The organism is Brenneria populi (genome assembly GCF_036016195.1).
Classification (GTDB): Bacteria; Pseudomonadota; Gammaproteobacteria; order Enterobacterales; family Enterobacteriaceae; genus Brenneria; species Brenneria populi.
The window spans coordinates 132,058-149,779 of the sequence record NZ_JAYWTM010000004.1 but is presented as its reverse complement, the minus strand read 5'-3'; the positions used below and the strand labels follow the sequence as shown (position 1 = coordinate 149,779).

The 17,722-nt window shown below is 45.1% G+C and carries 15 protein-coding genes and 2 pseudogenes; 15 read left to right on the top strand and 2 right to left on the bottom strand.

Translation table 11 applies throughout. The features are described from left to right. The first annotated feature begins 9 nt into the window (after window positions 1-9). The 11 genes and pseudogenes from VSX58_RS05440 (at window position 10) to VSX58_RS05390 (ending at window position 10,778) form a co-directional block, all read left to right on the top strand. On the top strand, window positions 10-933 hold the full coding sequence (locus VSX58_RS05440; RefSeq protein ID WP_327617215.1) for a glycosyltransferase family 2 protein: 924 nt from the start codon (window positions 10-12) through the stop codon (window positions 931-933). Then, window positions 930-2,204, top strand: a complete 1,275-nt coding sequence (locus VSX58_RS05435) for an oligosaccharide flippase family protein (protein ID WP_327617214.1) — start codon at window positions 930-932, stop codon at window positions 2,202-2,204. The genes VSX58_RS05440 and VSX58_RS05435 overlap by 4 nt, the downstream gene beginning before the upstream one ends. Window positions 2,205-2,634: 430 nt before the next feature. Continuing rightward, window positions 2,635-3,801, top strand: coding sequence for a nucleotide sugar dehydrogenase (locus tag VSX58_RS05430; RefSeq protein ID WP_327617213.1), 1,167 nt, complete (start codon window positions 2,635-2,637; stop codon window positions 3,799-3,801). 346 nt (window positions 3,802-4,147) lie between these two features. After that, entirely contained in the window at window positions 4,148-5,269 is a 1,122-nt protein-coding gene (locus tag VSX58_RS05425) for an EpsG family protein (RefSeq protein WP_327617212.1), read from the top strand. Window positions 5,270-5,391: 122 nt separating this feature from the next. Then, complete coding sequence (locus tag VSX58_RS05420) at window positions 5,392-7,305, top strand: hypothetical protein (protein WP_327617211.1); 1,914 nt, start codon at window positions 5,392-5,394, stop codon at window positions 7,303-7,305. A 174-nt stretch (window positions 7,306-7,479) separates the two neighbouring features. Continuing rightward, window positions 7,480-8,040 carry a DedA family protein gene (locus VSX58_RS05415; protein WP_327617210.1) on the top strand — a complete coding sequence of 187 codons (561 nt, stop codon included), beginning with the start codon at window positions 7,480-7,482 and terminating at the stop codon, window positions 8,038-8,040. Window positions 8,041-8,310: 270 nt separating this feature from the next. Next, window positions 8,311-8,565 (top strand): type II toxin-antitoxin system Phd/YefM family antitoxin, encoded by a 255-nt coding sequence (locus VSX58_RS05410; protein WP_327617209.1) that lies wholly within the window; start codon window positions 8,311-8,313, stop codon window positions 8,563-8,565. Continuing rightward, window positions 8,565-8,867 (top strand): type II toxin-antitoxin system RelE/ParE family toxin, encoded by a 303-nt coding sequence (locus VSX58_RS05405; protein ID WP_327617208.1) that lies wholly within the window; start codon window positions 8,565-8,567, stop codon window positions 8,865-8,867. Before VSX58_RS05410 ends, VSX58_RS05405 begins: the two co-directional genes overlap by 1 nt. A 153-nt stretch (window positions 8,868-9,020) precedes the next feature. Next, window positions 9,021-9,459: pseudogene (locus VSX58_RS05400) on the top strand (DUF29 domain-containing protein). A 113-nt stretch (window positions 9,460-9,572) separates the two neighbouring features. Next, window positions 9,573-9,668, top strand: a pseudogene (locus tag VSX58_RS05395) (DedA family protein); the annotation flags it as partial. Window positions 9,669-9,875: 207 nt separating this feature from the next. Further along, window positions 9,876-10,778, top strand: a complete 903-nt coding sequence (locus VSX58_RS05390; RefSeq protein ID WP_327617207.1) for a sugar phosphate nucleotidyltransferase — start codon at window positions 9,876-9,878, stop codon at window positions 10,776-10,778. A 148-nt stretch (window positions 10,779-10,926) separates the two neighbouring features. Here VSX58_RS05390 and VSX58_RS05385 read toward each other — a convergent pair whose 3' ends face one another. Continuing rightward, the gene (locus VSX58_RS05385) at window positions 10,927-11,538 is read right to left on the bottom strand and encodes a plasmid pRiA4b ORF-3 family protein (protein ID WP_327617206.1); all 612 of its coding nucleotides are present in this window, start codon (window positions 11,536-11,538) and stop codon (window positions 10,927-10,929) included. 267 nt (window positions 11,539-11,805) lie between these two features. Between VSX58_RS05385 and gndA the strand changes: the two genes are divergently transcribed. Next, window positions 11,806-13,212: an NADP-dependent phosphogluconate dehydrogenase gene (gene gndA, locus VSX58_RS05380; protein WP_327617205.1), complete on the top strand. Its 1,407-nt coding sequence runs from the start codon at window positions 11,806-11,808 to the stop codon at window positions 13,210-13,212. 557 nt (window positions 13,213-13,769) lie between these two features. Here the strand turns inward: gndA and VSX58_RS05375 are convergent. After that, window positions 13,770-13,988 (bottom strand): hypothetical protein, encoded by a 219-nt coding sequence (locus VSX58_RS05375; protein WP_327617204.1) that lies wholly within the window; start codon window positions 13,986-13,988, stop codon window positions 13,770-13,772. 80 nt (window positions 13,989-14,068) lie between these two features. Between VSX58_RS05375 and VSX58_RS05370 the strand changes: the two genes are divergently transcribed. From VSX58_RS05370 to VSX58_RS05360, 3 genes are read left to right on the top strand one after another with little or no spacing between them, the layout of a single operon-like run. Beyond that, the gene (locus tag VSX58_RS05370) at window positions 14,069-14,746 is read left to right on the top strand and encodes a YjbF family lipoprotein (protein ID WP_407654852.1); all 678 of its coding nucleotides are present in this window, start codon (window positions 14,069-14,071) and stop codon (window positions 14,744-14,746) included. Between the two features lie 9 nt (window positions 14,747-14,755). Continuing rightward, window positions 14,756-15,535, top strand: coding sequence for a capsule biosynthesis GfcC family protein (locus VSX58_RS05365; RefSeq protein ID WP_327617202.1), 780 nt, complete (start codon window positions 14,756-14,758; stop codon window positions 15,533-15,535). Next, complete coding sequence (locus VSX58_RS05360) at window positions 15,535-17,649, top strand: YjbH domain-containing protein (protein ID WP_327617201.1); 2,115 nt, start codon at window positions 15,535-15,537, stop codon at window positions 17,647-17,649. The genes VSX58_RS05365 and VSX58_RS05360 overlap by 1 nt, the downstream gene beginning before the upstream one ends. Window positions 17,650-17,722: the final 73 nt, after the last annotated feature.

Sequence of the window (17,722 nt, the reverse complement as noted above, 5' to 3'; positions counted from 1 at the left end):
TTTATTACTATGACAGACAACGATCTGATCAACATTGCTCTGGCAACCTATAATGGTGAGCGTTTTATACAACAACAGTTGGATTCTATCTCGGAACAAACACATAAGAATTTTATCATTCATTTATGTGATGACGGTTCGAAAGATGATACGTTAATGGTGGTTAAAGCTCACCCACTTTATCAACAGGGAAAAATAATTATCCATCCGGGAAAGGGAGGACTGGGAGCATTAAGAAACTTTGATCGAGCAATTTCTCTCTGTGACGCTCCTTATATAGCTTTATGCGATCAGGATGATTACTGGCATCCTGAAAAGCTGTCTGCTCTGTTAGTGCAGGTAAAAAAACAGGAATTGATTAGCCCTACAGAAGCCATATTAGCATTCTCTGATCTGGAGATCGTCAATGAAACTTTAGGGAGAATAGCTCCATCGTTTTATCGTTCATCAATTAAATCTAGTAAAGCCGTAAATCCCGAAGATTTTTTGGTTAGTAACCATATTCCAGGCTGTGTCATGTTGTTCAATCGTCAATTGAAGCAACTGTTTGAGCCTATCCCTAAACGTATTCGCATGCATGATTGGTGGATTGCTATGATTGCCGCTAGTTGTGGAGTAATCTGTTATATTGATCGACCATTGATTAAATATCGTCAACATGGAAATAATACTGTTGGGGTTCCCGGTATGGCTCGCAGGCGTATACTCCCCGATAGCTTACTATGTTTGCGTGGTTTCAGTGTTACCCGAAAAAGAACAGCGGTAATGCGTGAAGAACTGGCTGCATTTTATCATCGACACAAAGTAAAAACTGATTATTTCAGACCTGTGATCGATAATAATATGAGTTTTCTTAACAAGTTGAATCTAATGTATAGAGCTAGAAATGGTGAAAGGAAAACGCTAAGCTATTTAATCTGGTGGACATTATGATGGAAAAAGGAAGAATAAAGAAGGAAGTTTTTTATTTATATCTAATCCAAATATCCAATATGCTTCTACCATTGTTGACTTTCCCCTATCTTGCCAGAGTATTAGGTAGTGAGTTTTTTGGTAAATTAAGCTACGCTCAATCCATTAGTTTTATTGCTATTTTTATCGTTGATTTCGGTTTTAATTTTTCCGCTGCTCGAAAGATCGGTGTCAATATTGGTAATAATAAAGTTATTGATAAAGTATATTCCAATGTACAATGCGCTAAAACAATAATTTTCTTGTTGGTCATGATCGCAGGTTGTATTATGGATTTTTTTATTACTCAATCTAGAATTGATAGTATTCTATTTTTCTTCGGTTTAGCGTCATCACTAAGTTCAGTGTTAACTGCCAATTGGTTGTTTCAAGGAATTGGACGTAATTCTACTCTAGCAGTATTTAACCTAATTTGTCGAACAGGATCATTACTGTTTGTTTTTTTACTTGTATCTAGTGCTGATGATATTTATTGGGCTGCGGTAATTCAGTTATTTCCTCCTGTACTTGCTGGATTAATGATTCAATATTTGCTGAGAAAACGTAATCTGGTGAGGCTTAACATACGACTTGTAAGTATGAATAGGATGAAGGATGAGGTGAAAGAAAGCTTTCATAATTTTTCTGCTTCAGCATTTACATTAGGATTTACTTATTTAAATCCTATTGTTGTTAAATTTTTATTTGGTGATTCTGCATTAGGGCATTACGCTGTAGCTGATAGGCTAGCTGCGGTATTACGTCAACTCTACAACCCTATAGTACAGGGGAATTTTAGCCCTGTATGCTCTCTATTTAAAGTAGAAAAATTTGATGCTATTAGAAATCGATTGTTAAAAATATTTTTTATTTTTTTAGGAATAACATCGATAGCTTTTTTAGGTAATCTTATTGTCGGTAAGTTTATCATTACCCTAATTTTTGGTTATGGTTATGATATTACGGGTCTGTTGACAATTATGATTATCACTCAATTTATAATTTCTATGGCTATTATTCTAGTGAATCTTATTATCGTACCTGCAGGTTTGAGCTTTTATTTAAAGAAAGGCTATTTTATTGGGTTGGTATGCCATGTATCTTATTTGTTTTTTTTCACCAGTTTTTTTGGAGTTCATGGGGTCGCAATGGCTGTTTCCGTCACTGAGCTAATTATCACTGCGATTTTTGCCTGCATGATAATCAGAAAAAAAGTGTTAGTTAATATTCATTCTGTTTCTATTGAAAAATAAATTAAATAACAATTAATTTAAACTAAAAATACTGGCTAACACTGGAGTATAAGTACAGTTTCTTATTTTTCATTATTTTCTTTACATCAATTTATAAATGTTATTTATAGTGATTGATTCTTAATCATAGAGTTAACCATCCATTAATTTGAAAAGTATATTGAATGACTGTATGAATACACATGAGGAATATTTATAATTTGATATAATAAAAATCATTTTTCTATGATAATAATATTATTCTTTTTATAGGGGGTTTTTTCGGTTGTTAGTACAGTCTAGATGATTTTTAAAAATTTCGATAATATCTCTACCCCAAAAAATTGTAAACAGAGGCATTTGTTGATAGATATTCGGTATATATAGTGAAGTACGGCGCTAACTTTTGTTTCGTACTTGGTGTGTAATTTTTAATAAATGTGATTAAAATATGAAAATAGCAATCGCCGGTACAGGTTATGTTGGCCTGTCTAATGCCATGTTATTGGCGCAACATAATGAAGTCGTAGCAGTTGATATTATTCCTGAAAAAGTTGAACTGCTTAACAATAAAAAATCCCCAATTGCCGATAAGGAAATTGAAGATTTTTTGGTGAATAAAAATCTTTGCTTTCAGGCAACGTTGGACAAAAAATTAGCTTATGAAAATGCTGATTTTATTATTATCTCGACACCAACGGACTATGATCCCAAAACCAACTATTTTAATACAAAGTCTGTTGAGGCGGTTATTAAGGATGTGTTAGCGATTAACCCTGGTGCGGTGATGATTATTAAGTCTACCGTCCCGGTTGGATATACCAAACAGATCTGTAAAAAATATGGTACGGATAATATTTTATTCTCACCAGAGTTTTTGCGCGAGGGAAAGGCTCTTTACGATAATCTTTATCCGTCTCGGATTGTCGTTGGCGAGCGTTCCACGCGAGCTGAAAAGTTCGCTCAATTACTGTTGCAAGGTGCGATAAAAAAAGATGTCCCTGTGCTTCTTACCGATGCCACAGAAGCCGAAGCGATTAAATTGTTTGCCAATACTTATCTCGCCATGCGCGTGGCTTACTTTAATGAGCTGGATACCTATGCGCAAACAAACGGTCTGGATAGCAAGCAGATTATAGAGGGGGTCGGTTTAGATCCGCGTATTGGAGATCATTACAATAATCCATCCTTCGGTTATGGCGGTTACTGTTTACCGAAAGATACCAAGCAGCTGTTGGCTAATTATGAAAGCGTACCTAATAACCTTATTAACGCTATTGTTGAAGCCAACCGAACTCGTAAGGACTTTATTGCGGATTCAATTATTAACCAGAATCCAAGAATTGTCGGTGTATACCGTTTAGTTATGAAAAGCGGGTCTGATAATTTTCGCGCGTCGGCGATTCAAGGCGTAATGAAAAGGATTAAGGCTAAAGGAATCGAAGTCGTCGTCTATGAGCCTGAACTAAAGGAAGAGAGTTTCTTCCGTTCGCGCGTAATTCGCGATTTGGTGGAGTTTAAACAGATCTCAGATGTAATTCTTTCCAACCGTATGGCATCGGAACTCGCTGATGTGTCGGAAAAAATCTATACTCGCGATCTTTTCGGTTCAGATTAATTGAAAAATGTGGTTTACTTTACTGACTCTAATAATAGAGCAGCGCGTTAATTTTTATCATTCTAACGTAGTATTTTCCCATCCAATAAGCTAGTTTCATATTCATGGCCAACTATTGGTGAACTGTATTAAAATAATTGGCAGAATACTTTTGTACTAGACTTATTGTTGGATGTTAAAAATAACTTGAAATAAAAACACCTTGAGTATAGTGTGTTAGCCTGTATGCATGTTTTTGCATACAGGTATGCTTGAAAAATAAATTATTGTCAATGTCTTTTTAGATATGAAAAGATATTATTTTTTATGCTATTGGTTTTTAGCATTTAGCATATGGGAGTAAAGGATGGTTTTTTTTATAATATCTTTAACGTTGGCTATCGCATCTATAATAGAAAACCGACTTTTGTTTAACGCTCTTTTTATATCCATAGCAACATACTTTAGCTTTAATTTTTGTTATGGGTATGATTGGATGAACTACATGGAGGTTTATAATAATTCTTTGAGTGATGGTTATCAACCATTCTTCTTCACAGAGCCTGGTCTTTTTTGGATCATGAAGTTTTTTTCTTGGTTAGGTTTTTCATTTTTACAATTCCTTACAGTATCGTTTATTTTTATATACTCATCAATATATTACTTTTGCAACAGTTTAAAAAGTCCCACATTTGCTTTTTTTGCTATATTCTCATTCTTTAGTATATATATATTAAGTGAATGGTTTAGACAATGTCTTGCAATATGTATAGTTATGATTGGTTTAGTTTTTGAAAAAAGAGGGAAAGGTAAAGCGTTTCCTTTTTTGTGTATACTCGCGTCATTCTTTCATTTATTTGCGATAATGCTTTTACCCTACCATATAATAACAAGGAAGACGGGCGAAAATACATCAAGATTTATTGTTGTTGCGACTGTGGTAGCAACAGTAATTATATATTCAATTTATTATCCTACTACGCTTTCATTTCTTCCGTTCATCGGTGAGAAAATAACTCAATACGGTACGATTTTAGTTGATAAGCAAATGGGTATATTTGAATTTATAATGTCATCAAAAATTATATTCGTATATGCATTGATGTTTTTTACTTTATTTATACTAAAACGAAAATATGCGGATCTATCTTTATCGTTATGCGCAATTTACATGCTGTTTATAAGCAGGTTTTCTAGTGTTTTAATTAGAGTTGGGTTTTATTTTGTTCCATTTCTTGTTATCAACATGGATGGTTTTATTTCTGGAAAAGGAAGAGGGATGAGAATACAGCTAACAAAGATTATTTGTATATTTCTCATATCTTTAATATCGACATCATATTTATTCAATCCTGTTTTTAATGAAGGAGCGAGTTATAATCTTAATATATTCTCCACTAAAGGAGATATTGATTTTGTAATAGGTAAAAAATGCTCTATAATTAATAAATATTATGAAGTGCATACATTTAATCTACAATGTAGATAATTTACCTTTAATGAAAATAATCCGATATCAATATGTTCATCAGATAGATGACCTTTTCTATGACTTAATATAAGTTACTTAGTATGTTTTTCATGTGATGTAATTTCTATAGAGGTGTCTGAATGTCGGATTTTTCACGAAGAGGAATACTAAAAAAGCTACTTCCATTGTCTTTTTTTGGCCTAGTGTCTAAGGCTAACTCAGTAAACAATACTAGTATTGATCAAAATGACGATATGTCTTTAAAGGAACAAATCACAAGCGTTGGCGTTGGGCGTGGTGCTGAGCTGATACCTCTAAGACAACGGGGGACGGTACAAGACGCAATAGTATCTGTCTTTGTAGATGGTTTTGGGGCTGATCCAACAGGAAATCGGGACTCAACTTCTGCGGTCATGGCCGCGGTCACATCTATCAATGGAGCGCGTTCTTCCGCATATAATGATGCTACTACTTCATATGCAGAGGTTGTATTTGGAAATGGTACATATCTTATTGGGGATGTACCATTTTTTTCTGGTATAAAATATCGCGGACAGGGGAAGTTTGCTACTCGAATTATTCCAAAAAGTGATGCTAAATTTTGTTTCACAACAACAGATATGTCTGATAGTCGTTTGTTTCAGTCTGGTATTGAAAATATGACTATCGGGTGTGGATATCAAAATAAAAGTGCTCTTAATTATAGTCATCCGCCGATCGGAGTTGGTGGGATAAAAATAAAAGAGGCTAGTTATTTTACTCTGAATGACGTCGTTTGCCGTTATATGGATGGAGTTGGTCTTTGGCTCGGGAACGTTTGGGATAGTGATTTTACCAACTTGCGTATTATGGAGTGTGGCAATTTTCGTGATCTTCATAACCCTATTCCTGGCTTGCTTATAGGGCCAGGGGATAGCCCTGATGATGGTACAAATGCTGTCAGGTTTTACGGTTTTCATATTGAATCATGCCCTCAACTTATGCAGATACAGAAAAGAACCCGGCATGTTTTCTTTGTCTCCTCTAAGATAGAAAGCCATGATGCGGATTCCATTCCTTCAACGATACTTGGAACTCGAGGAGTAACATTTGACTGTCCTGAGTTAACGTGGGCAAGAAAAGATCTCTTTATGTTTCATATGATTAGAAGATCTTCTGATGACGATAACCAATTACTAGTTTTTAACTCACCTACGTTAATATCAAGTCTTGGTTCACGAGGTTGCTATTTTAAATATGATTCCAGAATGGGGCCTCTTGTTATAAACAATGCACAATTACGTGGTGTTTGGCAGTTGGTGTCAGGAAGAAATATTCAAATAACTGGAGGGACTTCATGGTTGTCTGGTCCCGCTTTAGTCTCTGGTAGTGATAGTGTTGTTGTCCAAAATGTATATTGGAAAGGAATAGTACAGCCAGAACATTCTAATCCTCCTATGATCTCTATTAATGGTTTGGGTTGTAGTATTATTGACAATCGATTCGATTTCTCGGGAGAAAAAGACGATGGATTTGTTGGTATATACGTTGGAAATAAGTGCTTAGATTCCCAAGTTACAAATAATCTATTCGAAGGAAAAAGAGAAGTAGCTATTTCAATAGATAGCTTTGCCGCGAAAACTGCAACCATTTATGGAAATCGTATAGTAAATTTAGGCGATTTTTCATCTGTTGTGCACGGCACAGAACAAGTATTTCCTCTTCTCTTTTCCGGTATGCCTAGTAATAAATATCCTGTTGAGTTTAACTCGTTTACAATACAGCCCAATAATAAGTTTAAGTTTGGACATTTAACATCGGGCAACTTTATTCTTATCTCAGCTACATGGAAGGATCGATTTTTTAGAACTAATGTTGATTCAGCTATGGTTTTAATGAATAATAACACTGATATAATAAAAATCACTTGTAATTTGATTGGTGTAATTAAAGACGGTTCTTCAGATATTAGTGAGTTAGGGTATATTTACCTGACTAAGTCAGGTAATAATTGTTTGGTCATAAACAAATTAGAGTCTGTGGTTGAAATTAATTTGTCATCATATAGTGTATGATTTTATATTTATTGTTTTTTATGTCTTTAAACTAAATCAATTATACTAATTGCGTTTTAAATAAGAATTTATTAACGATATTTTTGATTGAGATCTATTTTGATGGGAATTATTCAGCTAGGAAAATGTATACTTTCTCTTATTTGATATAGAAATAAGGTGTTGATAATAAACATGCTCGATCTGGCCCACTATATTACGCAATACGGCTACTGGGCGCTGTTTGTCGGTTGCCTGCTGGAAGGGGAAACCATCACCTTGCTGGGTGGGATTGCGGCGCATAACGGATTGCTGCATTGGCCGTGGGTGATTGCCATGGTTGCGGCCGGCGGTTCATTAGGCGATCAACTGCTCTATTTCGCCGGGCGCCGTTATGGCGAACGGGTTATTTCGCGTTTAAAGGGCCAACAAAAGCGGATTGCCTACGCCCAGAGTCTGATTGCCTGTCATCCGCTGCTGTTTGTTATCGGCGTGCGCTTTATGTATGGCTTTCGCATTATCGGTCCGGCGCTGATCGGCGCCGGACGGCTTCCTCCCGCGCGCTTCGTGCCGCTCAATATTCTTGGCGCCGTCCTCTGGGCTTCGGTATTTGTGATGCTCGGCTATTTCGGCGGTCAGGTAATTGAAAGTGTTATCGGCGACATCGATAAAAAGCTCTCCATCTTATTGTGGCTGGGCTTGGTTATCCTTGCCGTTCTGCTGCTGCGCTATTGGTGGAGCCGCCGCTCTGTATGATGTGGTGCGCCGGATTAATGAGCGCGGCTGACATAAGGGGATGTCTCAAACAGCGCCGAGTCGTCAGCGAAAGCAGATCCCCGCCTACTGATGCGGGGATGGCGGTGTGGTGGTTGGGGGCTCTTTAATCGGTTCTTTTGATTCTATCCGTCCTTGGGTCGGTGAAAGATATATAGTATGCAAGATAACCAAAGAAAAACTGGCAGACGTACTCTGAACGCCTTAACATAAGTTCGAATCGTTCGATTCATGCTGTTTTTAGGAGGGGAAATGTTCAGTTTTACCGCCAACCAGGCCAAAACCCAGTTTGGAGAACTACTCACGAAAGCGCAGCGCGAGCCAGTCAGTATCACCAAGAATGGTAAACCTTCCGTGGTAGTGATGTCCGTTGATGATTATCTGGCTTATGAGGAGATCAAGCTCCAGCAACTGCGAGACAAACTCGCGCATTCCGTCGCACAGGTCAATGCCGGTCAGGTGTACGATGGTGATGAGATGTTTGATGAGTTGATGAAGGATCTCTGATGCCCCGTTATAAGTTGACCGACGATGCGCGAAAGGATCTTCGCGCAATAAAAAACCATTCAGTAAAACAGTTCGGCTTGATAGTAACCCGCGAATACCTGCATGGCATGCGGATCTGTTTGCAGCGCCTGGCTGAAAACCGGCAAATGGGCAGTGATAATATTGCGGAGCTTGGTATTCCGGGATTGTGGTGTTTCTCATATATAAGCCACACCATTTATTATTTGTTCGCGCCTTATGGCATCACGGTGGTCGGCATACTTCACCAGAGTCGTTTGCCGAATATATTGCGCGGGCGATAGTATCCAGAGGTTCTCGCCCTTGTTAGTAAAGGTGGCTAGCGCTTTTTTACATGAAGACAAAGTGAACCACAGACTGTTGACAAACCCATCACCGCTTATCAAAATTTGTGTTAAAAATTAAATAATTACTTTCATGAGTCTGCGGAGGTAAAAATGACCACTCATCCGCGTTACGAGACGGATGTTGTGGCCTGGGCCAATGAGCAAGCAGCACTTTTACGCTCCGGTAAACTTTCAGAAATCGACTGCGAGAATATCGTAGAGGAGATTGCAGACGTGGGTAAGAGCGAACAAAGGGAGTTGGTAAGCCGCATGGTTATTTTGATTGCTCGCCTGCTGAAATGGAAATTTCAATCGTAACGTCGTGGTTCAAGTTGGGAGAAAATCATTAAAGCACAACGTAAAGATGTTGCGTACGCGCTAAAGGCGTCTCCCAGCCTGAAGACAAAGATTAATGATCCAGACTGGTATGGGGTTATTTGGTCTAAAGCCGTGGCTATTGCTGCGAATGAAACACAGCCTGAGCATCTTCCCGATGATTGTATCTGGACGGTAGAAGAAGTGCTTTTTTCCGGAATTTTGGTCAAACTGAACCTTCGTAGCAAAATAAAAACGCTGGCTAAAACCGGCGTTTTATGTTGTTGCAACAAGGGCGTCGCTGTGCTCTATCTGGCCCACTATATTACGTAATTCGGCTACTGGGCGCTGTTTGTCGGCTGCCTGCAGGAAGGGGGAAACATCACCTTGCTGGGTGGCATTGCGGCGTATAACGGATTGCTGTATTGGCCGTGGGTGATTGCCGGTTGCGCCGAGGAGCGGGCGAAAGCGGCTTCCGGCGAGCGACGCGGAGATGACGGTGCCGTTGGCGGCATCAGAACTGTCCGATGTTGCAGAAAAACGCATATCCGAGATCTCTTCGATTTCGATTAGGTGTAATCTTAAAGGCATATGTGGCCCATCGGCGTATGGTGCCACCAAGAGACAATAATCCAATAAGAGAATCAACTCATGACATCATTGAAGGCTGTTATCCCTGTAGCGGGTTTAGGGATGAATTTGTTACCGGTTACCAAAGCTATTCCTAAAGAGATGCTGCCATTGGTTGACCGTCCGGTAATTGAAAAAATCGTTAATGAGTGCGCCAATGCCGGCATTAAAGACATTATTTTGGTGACGCACGCATCCAAGAATGCGATTGAAAACCACTTCGATACCTCTTTCGAGCTTGAATCCCTATTGGAAGAGCGCGCCAAGCGTCAACTGCTGGCGGAAGTTCAGTCTATTTGTCCGAAAGGCGTCACCATCATGAACGTGCGTCAGGGCGAAACGCTGGGCTTGGGTCACGCGATTACCTGCGCCAAACCCATTATCGGCGATGCGCCTTTTGTCGTGGTGCTGCCGGATGTGGTGATGGATGAGGATACGGCGGATCAAACCAAAGAGAACCTGGCGTTGCTGATCTCGCGTTTTGAGAAGAGCGGCAATAGTCAGGTGCTGGTGAAGCATCGTCCTTATGAGGTGCTGCCCGAGTACTCTGTGGTGGAGTGTGAAACGCCGTTGGTGAAAGCCGGGGACGCCTCGGCCATTACTTCAATGGTTGAAAAACCAACGCTGGCTCCGTCCGAAGGCTCCGATCTCTCTGCGGTTGGGCGCTATGTGCTGACGGCGGACGCCTGGCCGATTCTGGATAAGATCCTGCCGGGGGCGTGGGGGCGCATTCAGTTGACGGATGCGATCGCCTCGCTGATTAAAACGCAGCAGGTGGATGCGGTACAAATGTCGGGCCGTAGCTTTAACTGCGGGCGTAAGCTGGGCTATGCGCAGGCCTTCATCTCCTATGGTTTGCGCAACCCGGAATTCGGCAAAGCGTTTAAAGAAAGCATCAAAGCGCTGCTGAAAGAGCAAGCCTGATAAAAGACGCCGTGCCGCAGCCGGTACGGCAGTGTTCGGGTTTTGTATAAATAATCGTTAGGCGCGTTTTCATGCGCCGAACAGCCGGCGAAGGCAACCCCCGACGGAAACATCGGGAGTTGCTTCGGCCGGCATCTCCAGGCAGCGGTTACTCGTCAAGCCACGGCCGGCATCGATCTCTTGTCCAGCGGAAGTAAAGCGCCAAGCTGCCGTTGACTTCATCGGCGTCGAATGCTGCGAAAATATCCGGCGCAACCTCAAGCAGTTCGGCGGGAATGCCCAGCCACTCCAGCGTTTCTTCATAATCTTCATGCGTCGGATCCTGCAGAATGCCGAGCAAATATTCATAACCCGGCGCGCCGCCGCAATCCTCCGGCGGGCACACGCGCTCGCCGTCCAGGCAAAGCAACGGGGCATCGAATTCGTCTGGTTTATAGTTGCTGTTTTCCAATAGAATTTCGTGTTGCCAATCGTCGCCGAAATCATAAAGGTAAATCAGCTTATCGCCTTTGCGCTTGAGTAGTGCGTTGAGGCGGAATAGACCTTCCTCTTCACCCTGCGAGGCGTCTTGCGGTTGTTCGGTAAACCGTTTTTTACCGCAGGCGAATTGGTGAAGATGACTATCTTCCCAGCCCATCACGATTTGCAGTACGTCATGTAAACGATCGAGAGTAATAGAAGAAGGTACGGTGAACTGTCGCCAGACGGCAGGTTTAATGCCGATAAGGCTGACCTTTAGCTGATAAAGTTTCGCACTCATGAAATTCTCCTTCTTACATTAGATGCAGAGGCCTCTGGGTCGAGGGAGAGATGGGTCTTTGAGGTGCATACTACGTAATGGGAGAAATCTCAGCAAGCGGCGGAAACAAACACGGCGTTTGGTTGGTTAGTCAGGGACTATTCCCGCTATCAAACCAATCACTATTCACCCGCCGTAAGCTGAGTTACCATGTTGGCCTGCTTTTGATTGCCGGCGGGGTATGATGCGTACCGCGGGCAGGTTATCCTTCAAACAGGAGTTGCTTTAATGTCCAAACAGCAAATTGGCGTTGTCGGTATGGCGGTGATGGGGCGCAATCTGGCGCTTAATATTGAAAGCCGCGGCTATACCGTTTCCATTTTTAACCGCTCTTCAGATAAAACTGACGAAGTGATCGCAGAAAATCCGGGTAAAAAACTGGCTCCTTACTACAGCGTTGAAGAGTTTGTTGCATCTCTGGAAAGACCGCGTCGTATACTGCTGATGGTTAAAGCCGGGGAAGCGACCGATAAAACCATTGAATCGCTGAAACCCTATCTGGAGAAGGGCGATATCCTGATCGACGGCGGCAATACCTTTTATAAAGATACCATTCGCCGCAATCGAGAGCTGTCCGCTGAAGGATTCAATTTCATCGGCACCGGTGTTTCCGGCGGCGAGGAGGGCGCGCTGAAAGGCCCTTCTATTATGCCCGGCGGTCAAAAAGCAGCCTATGAGCTGGTGGCGCCGATTCTGGAGAAAATCGCCGCGCGCGCCGATGGCGAGGCTTGCGTGGCCTATATCGGCGCGGATGGCGCGGGCCACTATGTGAAGATGGTGCATAACGGCATTGAGTATGGCGATATGCAGCTGATCGCCGAAGCCTATGCGCTGTTGAAGCAGGCGCTGAACCTGAGCAATGAAGAGCTGGCGTCCACCTTCTCCGCATGGAATAAAGGTGAGCTGAGCAGCTATTTGATTGAAATTACCGCCGATATCTTCACCAAGAAAGATGAAGACGGTAAGTATCTGGTGGATGTTATTCTGGATGAAGCCGCGAATAAGGGCACCGGTAAATGGACCAGCCAAAGCTCGCTGGATCTGGGCGAGCCGCTGTCGCTAATCACCGAGTCGGTGTTTGCCCGTTACCTCTCTTCTTTGAAGGATCAGCGCGTCGCGGCGTCAAAAGTGCTGAGCGGGCCGGTTGCTCAGCCGTTCAGCGGCGATAAGGCGGAGTTCGTGGAAAAAGTTCGCCGTGCGCTGTATCTGGGCAAGATCGTCTCTTATGCGCAGGGCTTCTCTCAGTTGAAAGCGGCATCGGCGGAAAACAACTGGGATCTTAACTATGGCGAGATCGCCAAGATTTTCCGCGCGGGCTGCATTATCCGGGCGCAATTCCTGCAAACCATCACCGATGCCTACCAGCAAAACGCCGATATCGCCAATTTGCTGTTGGCGCCGTACTTCAAAAAAGTGGCGGATGAATACCAACAGGCGCTGCGTGATGTGGTAGCCTATGCCGTGCAGCATGGTATCCCGACCCCGACGTTCTCCGCCGCCATCGCCTATTACGACAGCTACCGTTCCGCGGTGCTGCCCGCTAATCTTATCCAGGCGCAGCGCGATTACTTTGGCGCGCATACCTATAAACGTACGGATAAAGAAGGCGTATTCCATACCGAGTGGTTGGAGTAATATCATTCCGGGAAAGAAGGGCGTGATGTTCGCGCCTTCTTTCCGTCATTCCCGCGCAGACGGGATCTGTCGATGGCTGTTTGCGGTTGCGGATGACGATTTGTCGGTTAGGACTATGTTAGATAAGAGCGCCAGATTAGGAAATATCTGGCGCTCTTGTTTTTAAAGGGAAAATCCTCATATTGTTTTGATAAATAGGGTGTTTTGGTTTTCCCCCTTGTCAGTTTGGTTAAAGAAGTCTGTTTTTTTACTGGGATCTTCGTTGTCTAGTGTGTATGGATCTTGCTATTTTTAATAATGTTGCAAGAATTGGGCTTGGGGATGATGGTGTTTAGGATAGTTATTTAACCGCCATACACCTGTAACTCATGACTGGGAGGATCCCAGTATCGGTAGGTCAATGGTAAAACAGGATCTTTTTGCTATAGTCCCGACCGGAATGAAGGACGGGGTATGGTCGTAGTGACGATGCCTCACCCTGAAGTACTTCATGTTCAAAAAAGGAAATCGTAATGAAAAAAGCGTTAATTACACTGGCTGCTGTATTAGCCATGTCGTCAAATGCGTTTGCCGCTGAAGGCGGCGCCGCTGCAGGTTCCGCTGGCGCTGCCGGCGGCGCTGCGGCTGGTACGACTGGAATCGTTGCCGTCAGCGTTGCTGCGGCTGTCGCGGCCGGCGTTGCCGTTGCCGTTGCTAACGACGATGACAATGGCGGTGCGGGTACTGCTACTTCCACCTCTACCGTTACTAGCACGCGTTAATATAGTGTTAACCATAAGGCCACTTCGGTGGCCTTTCTTTTTCCTGACTATTACGCTGTTCAGCGAGAATTCATTCAGTGATAAAAATAAAATCCATGACGACAATAAAACGAATGGCAAAAATGAATATGCTGATCGCCATGCCTATTTTGTCCATTCTTATGACCGGTTGTTCCCAGAAAATGGAATCATTGGGGAAAACGGCGAAGCTGGCTTTTTTGGGGCAGGATGATACGCACGTTAGCGCGCAGCAGGTCGCCAATACCCCTTACGCTTCCGCTTATCTGAAAGTGGGTAAAGCTCCCCAGGCCTTTGTCGTGTTGGCATTTGCTGAACAACAGCAGTTGAAATGGATTGCCGCGGACAAAAATATGGTGGTCACCCAACATGGTCGACTCATCAAAACGCAGGGATTTGGCGAAGATATTACCTATGTCGATAATCTCGCTCAGGATCCGCTGGCGCTGGGGTTGCTGAAATCCACCACGCCGCTGCAATGGCGGACTCGCGTTGAGTGGGCCCAGGTTTTCCGCGGCGGGTACGATCTCACTTCCGTTTTCCTGGCGCGGGGCAGGGAAAAGGTTCAGATTTTAAATCAATCGCGCGAATTGATGCGTTTCGATGAGCGGGTAACCGTCCCTTCATTGAATGAGACCTATACCAATAGTTATTGGCTCGATCCGGCAAATGGCCAGGTTGTACAGAGTCACCAATATATGGGACCTGATATGGCGCTGGTGAAATTTACCGTTTTAAAACCATACGTACAATAAGGGGCTCAAATGTTGTCACTCACTCGTATGGCGACTTTATTGCTGCTGGTTTGCGGCTCGGCGAGCGCCGCACAGCTGACCGTGAAAGATCCGCAGCAAACTATTGCGGTGGTAAAACTCGACGATGGCACGCGTCTGGAAAAATTCTACCAGCAGACCGCTTTACCCGAAAATATCAACTGGCGCACGGCCTTGATATCCGATTTCGCCACCACGCAGAAAGTCTATGCGCAGGGCGACGCGCTCAGGGAAAAGCTGGCCGCGCTGGAAACGCGCTGGCGTAATTCCGGCGATGGCGATCTGGCGATATCCGCGTGGCTGCTGCGTAAAACGCTGGAGCCGATCGACGTTGCCGGCCGAATTCATACCGATCTCGATCCCGATCGCGTACGTGTTTATATTCGCGATAACCGGCCGCTGGTCGGCGAATATGCGCTTTATCTCGCGCCGTACTCCAATCATTTCTCGCTGATTGGCTTGATTAATACCTCTGCCGATGTGGGGGAGCTGGAAACGTCAGGCAGCGTTGCCTTGCGTTCCGGGTGGTCGGTTGAGGATTACATTTCCAGCCGTCGTCTGTTGGCCGGGGCGGATAAAAGCGTCGGTTATCTGATCGGCGGTAACGGGGTATGGCGCAAGGTTCCTCTGGCGCTGTGGAATCGGCAACATATTGAGCCTGCGGCAGGCGAAACGCTGTTTATCGGTTTTGACCCTTCAGTCTTGCCCAGCGATATGGCATCGCTAAACGATCAGCTTGCCGACTATCTTGCAAACCGGATCCCACACTAATGATAAAGAACAAAAACTTTAAACTGGGCTGCCTGTCGTTGGCGATCGGCGGCGTTTTAAGCGCCCAGACGATGGCGGCGGATACGGCGAAAGAAAATGCGGCGACCAACGCCAATACGCGCTTTCAGCCGGCTGGCGTGTCGCAGTCCGATTTCGGCGGCACCGGGCTGCTGCAAATGCCGACGGCCCGTATGGCCGAGACGGGGGAGTTCAGCCTCAACTACCGGGATAACGATGAATACCGCCGCTACTCGGTGTCGCTGCAGCTATTTGACTGGCTGGAAGCGACGGTGCGCTATACCGATATCCGAACGCGTCTTTATAGCAACGATCCCAGCTTCAGCGGCAATCAAAGCTATAAGGATAAGGCTTTCGATCTGAAAGCACGCTTATGGCAGGAGAGTTACTGGCTGCCGGACGTCTCCGTCGGCCTGCGCGATATCGCCGGTACCGGACTGTTCGATAGCGAATATCTGGCGGCCAGCAAGCGACTCGGGCCGTTCGACTTCACCCTGGGCGTCGGCTGGGGGAATATGGCGGAAAGCGGCAATATCAAAAACCCCGCCTGTTCTTTAAAAGATAGCTTCTGTACCCGTACGGCGAATACGGAGACCGGACAGTTCGAAGTTAAAAACTTTTTCCACGGCCCGGCGGCGATATTCGGCGGCGTTGAATATCAAACGCCGTGGGATCCGCTGCGCTTCAAGCTGGAATATGACGCCAATGATTACAGCAATGAAAGCGCCGGGAAAATAAGCCAGGATTCGCCGTTTAACCTCGGCATGGTGTACCGCGTCGGTGATATTCTCGATACCACGCTCTCCTGGCAGCGCGGCAACACCCTGATGTGGGGCTTTACCCTGCGCACCAACTTCGACCGCCTGAAACCGAATCGCATCGACGATGCGCCGCCGGTTTATGCGCCGGTCAGCGACGGGAAGGGCACCAATTGGCAGCAGGTGGCGAAAGAGCTGGATGATAAGGCCGGATATCGCGGAGCCGATATTTATGCCGATCGGCATCAGGTCACCGTGGTCGCCGATCAGACTAAATACCGGGATAACGACGAGGCTAACCAGCGGGCGGCCACGATACTGGCTAACCACGTGCCGGAGGATGTCGCCGAGTATCATATCGTGAAGCGCAATCAGCGGATGCCGATCGCCAGCACCGCGGTGGACGCTAAAGCGTTCCACCAGGTGCAGCAGGCGGCGACGCCGCTGGGTCAGCCGGAGCCGCAAACGCATCGCGCCGAACCGGTGGCGGATATGCGCGGACAGCAGGTGCTGCGCACCGAGCCGGACCGTTTCTCCTATTCGCTGGAGCCGGCGCTGACGCAATCCTTCGGCGGTCCTGAATCCTTCTATATGTATCAGGTGGCGCTGAAAGGCAATGTGGATTATCGCCTGAGCGACCACTGGACCCTCGGCGGCACGGCATCGCTGAATCTGCTGGATAACTACGACAGGTTCAACTATACGGCGCCTACGGATAAAACCACGCTGCCGCGGGTCAGAACCCGGATCCGGGAATATGTCACCTCTTCCGACGTGCTGCTCACCAATTTACAGCTGACGCGCATGGATAATCCGGCGCCGGACTGGTACACCCAGGTGTACGGCGGCTATTTGGAGATGATGTACGCCGGCGTCGGTTCGGAAGTGCTGTATCGGCCTTACGGACAAAGCTGGGCGCTGGGAATGGATGTTAACTACGTCAAGCAGCGCGACTGGGACAACATCATGAAAACGGCGGATTACGACGTGGTAACCGGCCACCTGACCGGGTACTGGGAACTGCCGTTCGTCGAAGGCGCGGTGGCGAAAGTCAGCGTCGGGCGCTACCTAGCGGGCGACAAAGGGGTGACGCTCGATCTCTCCCGCCGCTTTGACAGCGGCATCGTCGCCGGCGCCTTTGCCACGAAAACCGACGTCAGCTCCAGCGAATATGGTGAAGGCAGCTTTACCAAAGGCTTCTATATCTCCATACCGTTTGACCTGCTGCTCTCCGAGCCGACGGTGAAACGGGGCGCCGTCGGATGGGTGCCGTTAACGCGTGACGGCGGACAGATGTTGCAGCGTCGCACGTCTTTGTACGGCGTGACCTATAACTGATAGTCCATCCTTCGCTTCAGGGCATAACATGGCTGTTATGCCCTGAATTTTTCCGGCATCCCCTGTTTCTTTA